Below are 14,011 nucleotides of genomic sequence, written 5' to 3' on the forward strand. Positions count from 1 at the left end.
AATTACAGAGCGTCGCCCAGGTGATGTGGCAGTATGTTTTGCTGATGCATCGAAAGCAAAGCGTGAATTAGGCTGGGAGGCAACACGCGGATTAGAAGAAATGTGTGCAGATTCTTGGAAATGGCAATCAAATAATAAAAATGGCTATTTAAAAGTTTAATGATGAATATAAAAAAATGACCTTTGCATAAAAGCAAGAGGTCATTTTTTATTAATTTTATTAGCGAACCTAGAAAAGAACGTTCGCTGTTTTAAATGATGTGATTTTACAATATCTTATGCTAGAAGGTAGTAGAATGAGATAGAGGAATGTATTATTTTATTAATTTTTTATAGAAATTGAAAGCGTATTATTGAAAAGTATTCCAACACTTGTATCATTGATAGAGTCCGTTTATAATCAAGGAATCCTAGTTCATGTTTTGATAGGATTATTTATTATTGAAAGCGTTTTAAGTTCGCTCCTTTTTGAGGTAGGAGGTCTGACTTATTTGAATGAAAAATTATGTATGCAGTTTTAAATGGGAAGAAAAATAATATAAGTATCACTTTATAGTGTGGGGAGGTTAAAAGTGTGAAAGGTAAAGATTTTCACACGAATATATATGGGTTATGTAGGATTATTACTTTCAGGGGCAGCTTTATTTTTAAATAGTCTTGTTATATTAGGGAAAGCAGAGATGAAAAGTGCGGGTGTTTTTAATTTATTTGTGGGTGCACTACAAATTATTATTCCGTTTTATTTGATCATGATTTCTGACCAAAGCAATTGGACAGTGTATTCATATGCGGCTACTTTCTTATTTGGATTAACTTATTTATATGTAGGTGTTACTTTTATAAAAGGAATGGATAGTAGTGGTCTAGGATGGTTTTGTATTTGGGTAGCAATTATAGCCTTATTCTATATGGTTGTTTCATTTGTTCAATTCCATGATGTTGTTAATGCGTTAACGTGGTTTATGTGGGCATTACTTTGGTATTTATTCTTTGTATTAAATACACAAAAGAAGAACATTAATCAATATCTTGGAAGGATTGCCTTCGTACAATCATGGGTAACATTGACTTTACCTTCACTCTTTTATTTTATGGGAGTGTGGGGAGAGGGATTTGTATATGAACTATGGGTTTATGTATCAGTAATTTCTATTTTGTACTTCTGTTATTGTATTTATAAATATCGAGTACGTTAATATATTTTCTGTAGAAAAGCATGGAATCGTTAAACGAATTCCATGCTTTTTATATGTTGGCACTTATAATAGAGAGGTAGTATTTTACAATTTGCTAAAATGGGGATGATGAAGTTGAAAAAAGTATTGGTGCTAGGGGGAACAAGATTTTTTGGTAAACATTTAGTAGAAGCACTTTTGCAAGAGGGGCACGATGTAACGATTGCGACGAGGGGAGTTACTGAAGATTCTTTTGGTAGCGCAGTAAAAAGAATAATTATTGATAGAGAAGATGGAAAGCTACTAGAAAAGTGTCTAGAAGGAAAAAGTTATGATATTGTATACGATAATTTATGCTATAGCTCGAATGCAGCGAAGATAACATGTGAAGTGTTACGAGGGAAAACGAAGAAATATGTTATGACATCTTCAATGGCCGTCTATGAACCTGCCCTAAGCTTATCAGAAGAAGACTTTAATCCGTACGATTATGCAATCGCGTATGGAGATAGGAATGACTTCAATTATGGTGAAGGAAAGAGATTAGCTGAAGCCGTTGTATTTCAACAAGCAACATTCCCAGTTGTTGCAGTTCGTTTTCCAGTTGTTATTGGAGAAAACGATTATACGAAAAGGTTACAATTTTACGTTGAATGTATTGTGAACCAAAAACCTATCGTTGTGGATCATGTAGATGGAACTTTGTCATTTATACATGAAAAAGAGGCAGGAGAGTTTCTAGCTTGGTGCGGAATGGAAAATGTGAAAGGGCCAATTAACGCCTGTAGTAACGGGGTAGTTTCTACGGAAGAAATTATTCATTTCATAGAAGAGAAGACAGGAATAAAAGCACTCATTCAGAAAGCTGGGGAAAATATAGCTCCTTATAATGAGGTAACTAACTGTACATTACATAATGGAAAGGCTCGTGAATTCGGATTTTTGTTCCGAGAGCTGAAACTAGAAATGAAAAATGTTTTAAAACATTATATAAATACAATGAAGTAATCATAAATCCCCCGGTGGCAATCCGGGGGATTCTGGAGGATTTCGACAATACTGATTTTACATTACCAAATTTACCTTATACGTACGACTAATGTTTTTGTGATTGAATTGCTTGTAAATACTTCTCGTTTACTTGGTCCCAGTTTACTGTATGCCACCAGTTGGTAACAAACTCTGGGCGCCTATTTTGATACTTTAAATAATAAGCATGTTCCCATACATCAATTACGAGTAAGGGGATTTTCCCTTCTTGCAAAGGCGTATCTTGATTTGGTGTACTCATAACAGAGAGTTCCTCACCGTCAAGAACAAGCCATCCATAGCCACTTCCAAAACGACTAATAGCTGCTTTGGAAAGTTGATCTTTTAAGTTGTCAAAGGTATTGAAATAATAATCAATTACTTTTGCAACGTCTCCATTAGGCTCACCGCCACCTCGTGGGCTCATCACTTCCCAAAAAAGACTATGACAATAGTGACCGCCACCATTATTTCGTACAGCTGTAACAATTTCCTTCGGTAAAGTATCTAAATTACATAGCAATTCTTCTAAAGATTTATTATGTAATTCAGTATAATTTTCTAAAGTAGCATTTAAATTGTTTACGTATGTCGCATGGTGCTTTCCATGATGAATGGAAAGTGTATTGCTATCAATATGTGGCTCTAGTTCATCATAGTCATATGAAAGCTTTGGCAATTGAAATGAAGACATAACATTACCTCCTTTCTATTTAAAAAGTTGGTCTAGGTAAAAATACTTTACCTGAGTCAAAAATACACCCATTTTCCATATAAGTCAATAGTAAGTCCATTAATTTTCTGAAAAATATTACAATAAAAGTAACACTCTCACTTTCATTTGTGACTCCTATCCTTTTTGCTTATACTGTAAAGTAGCAGGGTTTTGTTGAAATAGAAGGAGATTGTTTATGAGTAAAACGAAACAATTAATAGAAGAAGCAAGTAATTTTATTACGATTTGTTATAAGGAGCTTCATAAAGAACAATTGATAGAAGAACGTATAAAAGAAATTCAAATTGAGATAGAGAAGACAGGGACATATGAGCATACATTTGAAGAACTTGTTCATGGTTCACGAATGGCATGGCGTAACAGTAATAGATGTATTGGAAGACTATTTTGGAGTAAGATGCACATATTAGATGCGCGCGAAGTAAATGATGAAGAGGGTGTATATAATGCATTAATTCATCATATTAAATATGCAACGAACGACGGGAAAGTTAAACCAACCATTACGATTTTTAAGCAATATCAAGGTGAAGAAAATAATATAAGAATTTATAATCACCAATTGATTCGATATGCAGGATATAAAACAGAAACGGGAGTGATTGGTGATTCTCATTCCGCTACATTTACGGACTTTTGTCAGGGGCTTGGTTGGCAAGGAGAAGGTACGAATTTCGATGTATTGCCACTTGTGTTCTCTATAAACGGGAAGGCACCTACATATAAAGAAATTCCGAGAGAAGAAGTAAAAGAAGTGCCAATTGAACACCCAGAATACCCTATTTCATCACTTGGAGTGAAATGGTATGGTGTTCCAATGATTTCAGATATGCGTTTAGAAATTGGCGGTATTTCTTATACAGCCGCTCCGTTCAATGGATGGTATATGGGAACAGAAATTGGGGCGCGCAACTTAGCAGATCATGATCGTTATAATTTACTTCCGGCTGTTGCGGAGATGATGGATTTAGATACATCGAGAAACGGTACCTTATGGAAAGATAAGGCGCTAATTGAGTTGAATATTGCCGTACTACACTCCTTTAAAAAACAAGGAGTTAGTATTGTTGATCACCATACTGCTGCACAACAATTTCAGCAATTTGAGAAGCAAGAAGCTGCTTGTGGTCGTGTTGTAACAGGTAATTGGGTATGGCTTATTCCGCCATTATCTCCAGCTACCACTCACATTTATCATAAACCGTATCCGAATGAAATTTTGAAGCCAAATTTCTTTCATAAATAATATTTAGTGCAGTTTTTTTCTGCAAAATATATTTTTTTTAATTACTGTTATGTAGCAAATGGAAGCCTTTACTCTCGGTTATTTTTGGAAGAGGATTTTTGAACCAAGGAGTACCTTATGTTATAATCAAATTTCTGTTTCGAAGACCTTATAGAAATATAAGGTCTTTTGTTTTGCTTTTTTATGTAAGAGGAAGAGAATTTTTCTTTTTAATAAGGGATTTGGCATATTTTTAGGGACAACATAAGTATGTGGGAAGTCGATAAAATGTTATGCATATATAATTATTATGTTTTAGGTTTAAACAATAAAACATAATAAAGTTGTTTTTTTAGATTGCTGAGGAAGGAGGAAGTATAAATGAGGATGAAGAGTCGAAAAACTGATTGGCCTGTATTTATTATTAGTGGTGGTTCACTTTTATTATTTGTAATTGCAGTTTTTTTGAACAAGGATTATGTAGAGAGTGCGATTAATAAAAGTTTCGCTTTTTCAATTAAATATTTCGGTGCCTTCTGGCAAGTTTTATTATTAGGTACATTTATTGTTGCGATGTGTATGGCTTTCTCCAAATATGGGAGAGTTAAGCTTGGGGGATTAGAAAAACCTGAGATTAGTACGGCAAAATGGCTTGCTATTATTATGTCTACATTACTTGCTGGAGGTGGCGTTTTTTGGGCAGCAGCAGAGCCAATGTATCATTTGATGACGGTGCCACCAATACATGATGGTATATCTGCTGGAACGAAAGAAGCAGTCATGCCTGCTTTAGCACAAAGTTATATGCATTGGGGATTTTTAGCATGGACGATTTTAGGTACAATTAGTGCGGTAGTTATGATGTATGGACATTATCATAAAGATATGCCGCTAAAACCTCGAACGCTTTTATATCCTATTTTTGGGGAAAAATTAAGAAAGAGCCTGCTTGGAACGATAATTGATGCAGCTGCAATTATTGCAGTAGCTGCAGGTACAATTGGCCCAATTGGATTTTTAGGTTTACAAGCAAGTTATGGATTACAAGAATTATTTGGAATTTCTGATGTGTTTACTACTCAATTAGCAATTATTGTTTGTGTGGTGGCCGTGTCTACCATATCGGCAGTAACAGGTATTGATAAAGGGATTCAAATTATAAGTAATTTAAATGTTAGATTAGCAATTGTGTTAATGGCATTCATATTACTATTTGGGCCAGGTGGATTTATTATTGATTCGTTTGTTTCTTCGTTTGGATTTTATGTAAATGAGTTTATACCGATGAGCACATACCGTGGTGATACAAGTTGGTTAGGATCTTGGACAATCTTTTTCTGGGGATGGTTTATTGGATACGGACCAATGATGGCAATTTTAGTGAGTCGAATTTCAAGAGGGAGAACGATTCGAGAAATCATCGCTGCAATTGGAATTATCGCACCTATTATTACAACATTTTGGTTTACTATATTAGGTGGATCAGGCGTGTTTTATGAGTTGATGAATCCTGGGTCTATCTCGGACGCATTAAGTGAATCTGGTATGCCGGCGGCTATGATTGCAATTACAGGGCAATTGCCACTTTCTAATATTATTGGACCAGCGTTTCTTTTATTAACAATTTTATTTGTAGTGACAACAGGAGATTCAATGGCGTATTCCATTTCAATGGCAGTGACTGGAGACGGAGATCCTAGAATTAGTTTGCGAATTTTTTGGTCGCTTATTATGGGCGCAGTTGCAGCAATTCTTTTATATATGGGTGAAGGAAGTATTAATGCGCTACAATCGTTTATCGTGGTGACGGCAGTTCCGGTATCAATTTTGTTATTCCCAATGCTATGGTTAGCGCCTAAAGTTGCGGGAGAATTAGCGTTAAAACAAGGTATTGTAAAAGAAGAAGATAAAACTGCATTCTTATTTCAGAAGGCTAGTAAATCAAAATAAATAAATAAAAACGTAAAAGAGGAAGCATCTTAAATGAGATGCTTCCTCTTTTACGTTTAATCTAATACTTTTCCCTTTGTTTCTGGTACACATAGTAGCATTGTAATTAACCCGATTGGGTAGATGATAAAAATCAAGGACAATGCTCCAAGTAGGTTGCCACCTGTAGCGAGTAAGCCAATAATAACAGGCCCAAATCCAGCTAACCCACGTCCTGTACCGAAAATAAAGTTTTCAGCGGTAGAGCGAGCTTCAGCAGGATAGTTTTCAGCTAAAATTGCTCCAAATCCTCCCATCATTCCATTTGCAAAGAATCCAAGCAATGCACTTCCCCATAATAATAATGTTGAATCTGTGAATAAGAAGAAGTAAATGAGACAGTATACTGTACCGCCAATATAATAGATTGCAAAGGTTTTACGTCGACCAATTTTATCAGCCAGAATACCAAAGATTGCAATTCCAATTAGCATACCGATGGTAGAAATGAACATCCAGCCACTTGCTTTTGCTAATGTATAGTTATATTTATTTGCTAAAATAGTGGGCATCCATGTGAAGATTCCGTAATATCCGAAGTTTTGGATGAACGACATAATAATAAGACCAATTGTTGTAATTGTTACTTTTTTATTGGCAAATAACTTTCGAAGTGGAAATTTTTTTATATGTTTTAGTTGTTCTGCTTCAGTAGTTGTTAATTTACCTGCAGCTTCTTTTTGCAATAGTTCCTTTTTGTAGCGTTGTTTTTGCTCCCATATTTTCGGTTCACTTAAACTTTTACGGACATAGACAGCTAGTAAAGCTGGAATTAATCCAAATAAGAAAACGGCTCTCCATCCAAAGTGTGGGACAATAAATGCTGGAAGGAGTGAAGCAATCAGTACACCAAATTGCCATCCAAGTGCAACAACAGATGTCGCTTTAGCGCGCATTTCTTTAGACCATGTTTCTGTTACGATGGCCATTCCGATTCCGAATTCACCACCAACTCCCATTCCAACTAAAAAGCGCAGAATTAATAATTGCCAGTAGTCTGTTGCGAAATAAATGAGTGCGGTTGCTAGTGAAAACAGTAAGATTGTGAAGGCCATTGTACGAATACGGCCAAATAAATCAGCAATAAATCCAAATAAATAAGAACCAATTAACATTCCTATTGTGGTAGCTAAAGTTAAGTTTCCACCTTCAACAGGACTTAAGTGAAACTCTTTTAAAATATAGACAAGTACGAACGATAATAGCAACATATCTAAACCTTCTGCTGCATATCCTAGCGCAGAACCAAATAATGTTTTATATCTTTTCGCTTTTGTCTCCTCTGTTGTTTGTTGTACATCAGTAGTGACGTTCATTATTACTCCTCCTTATTTTCTACAGTCGCTATGGAAGAATAACAAAAGGCCTTCTCACCTGATATGATGAGAAGGCCAAAAAAGCATACGTATCCCCAAGAAAAGAACATACGTATATTGTATTCCGACTTCCTTCTCAACCTCACGGGGTTGGGTTAAAGGACTGTATTATATTACTTTATTTTTAGCACTCTTCTATATGTATTGTCAAATAAAGAGGAAGTTATTATGTGTAAAATATTTCAAAAAACATTTCGTTCTTCTTGACGCCGACTTCATTATTTTCCCATAATAAAACTAACTAAATAAAAAGGAATGAATCAAAGATGCTAAATTTAGTACTCATGATGATTGAACGAGTCGGACTTATAGTTATTTTAGGATTTTTACTCTCTCATATTAAAACTTTCAGACGCCTCCTTCATAAACAGGATGGCTATGTAGATAAGCTTAAGCTTATTTGTATTTTTTCGGTATTTACAATTGTAAGCAATTACACTGGGATTGAAATAGCAGGAAATACGATTATGAATGAAAATTGGTTACAAGGTGTTTCATCATCGAGTACCATTGCGAATACACGTATTATGGGTGTTGGAATTAGTGGATTGCTTGGTGGTCCTATCGTCGGAATTGGGGTAGGATCAATTGCTGGTATTCACCGTTATATGCTTGGAGGGACGACAGCTCTAAGTTGTGCAATCTCGTCAATTTTAGCAGGTGTTATAACGGGGTATATTGGATACATTTTCAAAAAGTATAATCGTACAATTACTCCTAAGTTTTCAGCGATTTTAAGTGTTTTTATCGTTTCTTTAGAAATGATTATGATCCTATTAATTGTAGAGGATGGAATGAGCATTGTGAAAACAATTGCGATACCAATGATCCTTGTAAATAGTTTTGGAAGTTTTATTTTACTTTCTATGATACAAGCTATTTTGCGTCAGGAAGAGAACGCAAAGGCACTTCAGACTCATAAGGTATTACGTATTGCAGATAAAACGTTACCATATTTTCGCCAAGGCTTAACAGAAGAATCATGTAAGCATGTGGCACAAATTATTCACCGTTTTACAGGAACAGATGCGGTATCCTTAACAGATACAGAGAAAATATTAGCTCATGTTGGATTAGCATCAGATCACCATATTCCTTCACATAGTTTAATAACTGGTTTGTCGAAAGAAGTTTTACATACAGGGCAAATAATGAAAGCAAAATCACGTGAGGTCATTAATTGTCAACATGAAGGATGCCCTTTGCAAGCGGCGATTGTTATTCCACTAACTTCGCATGGAAATACGATAGGGACATTAAAACTGTATTTTAAAAATCCTAACCAGTTAAGTCGCGTTGAAGAAGAATTAGCAGAAGGGTTAGCAAAAATATTCTCCACGCAGTTAGAGTTAGGAGAAGCTGAGTTGCAAAGTAAATTACTTCAAGATGCGGAGATAAAAGCATTACAAGCGCAAATTAACCCGCACTTTTTATTTAATGCGATTAATACAGTATCAGCTTTATGCCGAACAGATGTAGAAAAAGCAAGGAAGTTATTATTACAGCTTAGCGTATATTTCCGATGTAATTTGCAAGGGGCACGTCAGTTATTGATTCCACTAGAACAAGAATTAAACCATGTACAGGCATATCTATCCTTAGAACAAGCAAGGTTCCCAAATAAGTATGAGGTAAAGATGTATATTGAGGACGAGCTAAAGACAACTTTAGTACCACCATTTGTTCTTCAACTATTGGTTGAAAATGCATTGCGACACGCTTTTCCGAAGAAGCAACCAGTATGTGAAGTAGAAGTGCATGTTTTTGAAAAAGAGGGTATGGTTCATTTTGAAGTAAAAGATAATGGACAGGGAATTGAGGAAGAACGTTTAGAACAATTAGGAAAGATGGTAGTTTCGTCAAAGAAAGGGACTGGAACAGCTTTATATAATATTAATGAACGCCTTATTGGATTATTTGGAAAAGAAACGATGCTTCATATCGAAAGTGAATTAAATGAGGGGACAGAGATTACTTTTGTTATTCCAAAAAAAGTAGGGGAGGAAGAACAGATTGTTAAAAGTATTAGTAGTTGACGATGAAATGTTAGCACGTGATGAACTAAAGTATTTATTAGAGAGAACGAAAGAAGTTGAGATAATTGGTGAGGCTGATTGTGTGGAAGACGCATTAGAAGAACTAATGCAAAGTAGACCAGATATTGTGTTTTTAGATATTCAATTATCCGATGATAACGGATTTGAAATCGCCAATATATTAAAGAAGATGAAAAATCCACCTGCAATTGTATTTGCTACTGCCTATGATCAATATGCACTGCAAGCATTTGAAGTAGATGCGTTAGACTACATTTTAAAACCATTTGATGAAGAGCGTATTGTGCAGACATTAAAGAAGTATAAAAAACAAAAACAATCGCAAATAGAAACGAAGCACGAAATAAAGGGGACAGATGTAACAGTAGAGATGCATAAATTAGCATTACCAATTGAAGAATCAATCGTACTTGTTAATATTGAAGATATTGTATATGTAGGACTTGTGGACGGAAAAGTGACAGTAAAAACAATGAGGGAAACATATGTAACACACGATACACTTGTAATTTTGGAAAAGAAGTTGCCGCAAGTAAGTTTCATGCGTGTTCATCGTAGCTTTATTGCAAATATTAATCATATTACTGAAATTCAGCCATGGTTTAACTCTACTTATAATTTAATTATGAAAGAAGGATCAAAAGTACCTGTTAGTCGTACATATGCAAAAGAACTCAAGAAGCTGCTTCGTATTTAAGGAGCAGCTTTTGTATTTCATCCTTTTATATTTGTAACTAATTCTGTATATTTGACGTTCCGTTATGTAAACGCTTACTTAGGCGGTTATATCCTATACAATAAAGGTACCAAATCGAAAGAGGTGGCCAAAATGAGTACGAAAAAAGTATATAGTTTCTTATCACAAGCATTCATATTTTCAGATATTATGTTAATTTCTAATATTATTGCAACACATTTACCAATTCCAATGCCTTCATCGGTAATCGGGTTAGTTATTTTATTTAGTCTATTATGTTTAAAACTTATTAAATTGGAGCAAGTTGAATCACTCGGAACAGCTTTAACAGGTATTATTGGATTCTTATTCGTCCCATCAGGTATTTCAGTTATTAATTCTCTTGGTGTAATGGGGCAATACTTTGTACAAATTTTAACTGTAATTGTTGTAGCGACAGTTATTTTACTCGCTGTAACAGGATTATTTGCACAATTTATTTTAGGAAAAGATGAAAAAGAAACAGAAGATATAAAAGAATTGAAAGTAGTAAATAAAGGACGCAAGCACGGAAAGGTTGCGTAACCATTGTATTTATATATTGTTGGGAGGTAATGAACATGGCAAGCACAATGACTCCATATTTCGGAATCGTCGTTTCATTAATCGCATACGGAATCGGAACATTATTATTCAAGCATTCAAAAGGGTTCTTCCTATTTACACCATTATTCGTAGCGATGGTATTAGGGATTGTATTTCTAAAGGTAGGTAACTTTACTTTTGAAGAATATAATACTGGCGGAAAAATGATTAGTTTCTTCTTAGAGCCAGCAACAATTGCATTCGCTATCCCACTATATAAACAAGTTGATAAGTTGAAAAAATATTGGTGGCAAATTTTATCAGCTATCGTGGTTGGATCTATTTGCTCAGTAATTGTCGTGTTCATTGTTGCAAAAGCAATCGGTTTAGATACAGCAGTAATGAATTCAATGCTACCACAAGCAGCAACAACAGCAATTGCGTTACCAATTTCAGAAAGTATTGGTGGTATTCCAGCAATTACATCGTTTGCAGTTATTTTCAACGCAGTTATCGTATACGCATTAGGAGCATTATTCTTAAAAACATTTAGAGTGAAACATCCGATCGCAAAAGGTTTAGCACTTGGAACAGCGGGTCATGCATTAGGAGTTGCAGTAGGAATTGAAATGGGTGAGGTAGAGGCAGCGATGGCAAGTATTGCTGTAACGGTAGTTGGGGTTGTAACAGTAGTTGTCATCCCAATGTTCATGCCATTCATTGGATAGTAAAACTTACTTAAAAAATAAGAAAAGCAAGCTATTTGTAGAACAGATTTCTACTGATAGCTTGCTTTTTATGTTACAGTAGTGGTAAGACCTATTAAAAAATGTAAGTTTCCTTAAATCTTCATTAATACTATGTAGAATACGTTTTGAATTAGGTCATTGTATTGTAAAATAAGAAGTAGGCTACTATATACCTGGTAAGGTAGGCATATAATGAGTTTATAAAAATCTTAATATGAATGAATAATTAAAAGTAGAAAAGAGAGAGAAATCTACTTATTAACGTTTTAGTTTATAGGACAGGAGAGAGTATTCGTCGATTATGCAAATAAAAAACCTGTTTCAAAGCAAAGGATTTCAGAGGTTACTCGTATTAGTAATACTTGCTCTCGTGTTATACGGGCTGCAAAGTATGTTGAATTTAATATTAATTACGTTTATTCTCACGTATTTAATGGATCGATTCCAAAAGTTTATTTCACGCAAATTAGATCATTTCATGCCTATTAATCGAAAAATTATTATAGCATTTCTATATGTAATGTTAATTGGTGGAATTGCTATTACGCTATTTAAATATTTACCAGTATTGACGATACAAATTTCACAACTGATTTACCAATTCAATGTATTTTTAAGAAACCCACCAGATAGTGAACTAATTAAGTATGCAGTTAATGCTGTCAATCATATGGAGCTTTCTAAATATGTAGGACAAGGCGTAGACATTTTGTATAAATCGATTACGAATGTTGGTAAATTTGGCCTTCAAGTTTTACTTTCTTTAATTTTGAGTTTATTTTTCTTATTAGAAAAATCTCGTATTGTCGGTTTTACTGCAAAGTTTAAAGAAAGCAGGCTTGCAATTTTCTATACTGAAATTGAGTACTTCGGAAAGAAATTTGCACGTTCATTTGGAAAGGTAATCGAAGCGCAATTTTTAATTGCTGTTGTTAACTGTGTTCTTTCAGTTATCGCATTATGGATATTAGGATTCCCACAATTATTAGGTTTAGCGTTAATGATTTTCTTGCTGGGCTTAATTCCAGTAGCGGGGGTTATCATTTCGTTATTCCCACTTTGTATGATTGCTTACAATATTGGCGGTATCATGTACGTTGTTTATATTTTGGTTATCGTAACAGTGATTCATGCGCTTGAAAGTTACGTATTAAACCCGAAGTTTATGTCGCAAAAAACAAATTTACCGATTTTCTATACATTTATGGTATTAATCTTCTCAGAACACTTCTTAGGTGTATGGGGATTAATTATCGGTATTCCAATCTTCATCTTCTTATTAGATGTTTTAGACGTGACAAGTGATGAAATGGAGAAGGATGTTGGAAAAAATAAAGTGAAGTAAAGAAAAAGCATCGATGTTCGGTGCTTTTTCTTTTATAATATGATGTTTCTTATGCCATACTGTAAGCAGAACATAGAATAGGGGTGAAGTAATGGCTGTAAATGAAAAGATAGAATTGGCTACATTTGCTGGAGGGTGCTTCTGGTGTATGGTTTCGCCATTTGAAGAGATGGAAGGGATTATAAAGGTTGTTTCTGGCTATACAGGTGGTCATAAAGAGAATCCAACGTATAAAGAAGTATGTTCAGAAACGACGGGACATTATGAGGCAGTACAAATTACATTTGATGCAAATAAAATGCCGTATGAGGAATTGTTAAATATATATTGGAGACAAATTGATCCGACCGATATTGGTGGACAATTCCACGACCGCGGACAGTCTTATGAAACGGTGATTTTTTATCATAATGAAGAACAACATAAAAAAGCAGAGGCCTCAAAAGAAGAGCTTGAGCAGAGTGGACGCTTTTCAAAACCAATTGCGACAAAAATACTACCAGCAGCTACATTTTATCCAGCTGAAGAATATCACCAAGGATACCATAAGAAAAACACATTCCGCTATGAGTTATATCGTAAAGGCTCAGGACGAGATGCTTTTATTAAGCAACATTGGCCAAAGGATAATGCTCATTTAAAAGAAAAACTCAATGAGATGCAGTATTATGTAACACAGGAAAATGGTACAGAACCACCATTTCGAAATGAGTATTGGAACCATAAAGAGGAAGGTCTTTATGTAGACATCGTTTCAGGTGAGCCGTTGTTTACTTCTCTAGATAAATTTGATAGTGGATGTGGATGGCCTAGTTTTACAAAACCAGTGATGTCAGCAAGTGTGAAAGAAAAGATGGATGTGAGTCATAATATGACACGTACAGAAGTGAGAAGTAAAGAAGGAGATTCACATCTTGGGCACGTATTTCCAGATGGTCCAGGACCAAATGGCCTTCGTTACTGTATTAATTCGGCAGCTCTTCGATTTATTCCAAAAGAGGAATTAGAGAAAGAAGGCTATGGCGATTTCCTAATCTTGTTTGGAAATAAAAAATAACCTCGCAGTTAG

At 34.8% G+C, this 14,011-nt stretch carries 13 protein-coding genes and 1 pseudogene; 12 read left to right on the plus strand and 2 right to left on the minus strand.

Features of this window, described 5'->3' with window-relative positions:
* From ACTFR3_RS22740 to ACTFR3_RS22750, 3 genes are all read left to right on the plus strand, one after another.
* The coding region (locus tag ACTFR3_RS22740) for a GDP-mannose 4,6-dehydratase (RefSeq protein WP_440044848.1) at positions 1 to 160 on the plus strand (160 nt) is incomplete at its 5' end.
* Between the two features lie 445 nt (positions 161 to 605).
* Positions 606 to 1,196 (plus strand): AmiS/UreI family transporter, encoded by a 591-nt coding sequence (locus ACTFR3_RS22745; RefSeq protein ID WP_000542569.1) that lies wholly within the window; start codon positions 606 to 608, stop codon positions 1,194 to 1,196.
* 99 nt (positions 1,197 to 1,295) lie between these two features.
* Positions 1,296 to 2,183 (plus strand): NAD-dependent epimerase/dehydratase family protein, encoded by an 888-nt coding sequence (locus tag ACTFR3_RS22750; RefSeq protein ID WP_002195968.1) that lies wholly within the window; start codon positions 1,296 to 1,298, stop codon positions 2,181 to 2,183.
* Positions 2,184 to 2,271: 88 nt separating this feature from the next.
* Here the strand turns inward: ACTFR3_RS22750 and sodA are convergent, their stop codons facing one another.
* On the minus strand, positions 2,272 to 2,898 hold the full coding sequence (sodA, locus tag ACTFR3_RS22755; protein ID WP_000094042.1) for a superoxide dismutase [Mn]: 627 nt from the start codon (positions 2,896 to 2,898) through the stop codon (positions 2,272 to 2,274).
* 217 nt (positions 2,899 to 3,115) lie between these two features.
* Here sodA and ACTFR3_RS22760 point away from each other — a divergent pair, with 217 nt between their 5' ends.
* Positions 3,116 to 4,186, plus strand: a complete 1,071-nt coding sequence (locus tag ACTFR3_RS22760; protein WP_000047627.1) for a nitric oxide synthase oxygenase — start codon at positions 3,116 to 3,118, stop codon at positions 4,184 to 4,186.
* A gap of 360 nt (positions 4,187 to 4,546) precedes the next feature.
* A complete protein-coding gene (locus ACTFR3_RS22765; protein ID WP_322369029.1) occupies positions 4,547 to 6,115 on the plus strand; it encodes a BCCT family transporter in 1,569 nt (522 codons plus the stop codon).
* A gap of 56 nt (positions 6,116 to 6,171) precedes the next feature.
* Here ACTFR3_RS22765 and ACTFR3_RS22770 read toward each other — a convergent pair whose 3' ends face one another.
* Positions 6,172 to 7,470, minus strand: a complete 1,299-nt coding sequence (locus ACTFR3_RS22770; RefSeq protein WP_001103412.1) for an MFS transporter — start codon at positions 7,468 to 7,470, stop codon at positions 6,172 to 6,174.
* A gap of 326 nt (positions 7,471 to 7,796) precedes the next feature.
* Here ACTFR3_RS22770 and lytS point away from each other — a divergent pair, with 326 nt between their 5' ends.
* The 7 genes and pseudogenes from lytS (at position 7,797) to msrB (ending at position 13,999) form a co-directional block, all read left to right on the plus strand.
* Entirely contained in the window at positions 7,797 to 9,566 is a 1,770-nt protein-coding gene (lytS, locus tag ACTFR3_RS22775) for a two-component system sensor histidine kinase LytS (protein WP_000933565.1), read from the plus strand.
* On the plus strand, positions 9,544 to 10,284 hold the full coding sequence (locus tag ACTFR3_RS22780; protein ID WP_000921843.1) for a LytR/AlgR family response regulator transcription factor: 741 nt from the start codon (positions 9,544 to 9,546) through the stop codon (positions 10,282 to 10,284). Before lytS ends, ACTFR3_RS22780 begins: the two co-directional genes overlap by 23 nt.
* A gap of 132 nt (positions 10,285 to 10,416) precedes the next feature.
* Entirely contained in the window at positions 10,417 to 10,848 is a 432-nt protein-coding gene (gene lrgA, locus ACTFR3_RS22785; RefSeq protein WP_440044825.1) for an antiholin-like murein hydrolase modulator LrgA, read from the plus strand.
* 35 nt (positions 10,849 to 10,883) lie between these two features.
* Positions 10,884 to 11,576, plus strand: coding sequence for an antiholin-like protein LrgB (gene lrgB / locus ACTFR3_RS22790; protein ID WP_000168869.1), 693 nt, complete (start codon positions 10,884 to 10,886; stop codon positions 11,574 to 11,576).
* 322 nt (positions 11,577 to 11,898) lie between these two features.
* Positions 11,899 to 12,942, plus strand: a complete 1,044-nt coding sequence (locus ACTFR3_RS22795) for an AI-2E family transporter (RefSeq protein WP_001166010.1) — start codon at positions 11,899 to 11,901, stop codon at positions 12,940 to 12,942.
* A gap of 91 nt (positions 12,943 to 13,033) precedes the next feature.
* Positions 13,034 to 13,501, plus strand: a pseudogene (gene msrA / locus ACTFR3_RS22800) (peptide-methionine (S)-S-oxide reductase MsrA); the annotation flags it as partial.
* A 45-nt stretch (positions 13,502 to 13,546) separates the two neighbouring features.
* Positions 13,547 to 13,999: a peptide-methionine (R)-S-oxide reductase MsrB gene (gene msrB / locus ACTFR3_RS22805; protein ID WP_224201069.1), complete on the plus strand. Its 453-nt coding sequence runs from the start codon at positions 13,547 to 13,549 to the stop codon at positions 13,997 to 13,999.
* The last annotated feature ends 12 nt before the right edge of the window (positions 14,000 to 14,011 follow it).

The organism is Bacillus cereus group sp. MYBK14-1 (assembly GCF_051916885.1).
Taxonomy (GTDB): Bacteria; Bacillota; Bacilli; order Bacillales; family Bacillaceae_G; genus Bacillus_A; species Bacillus_A cereus.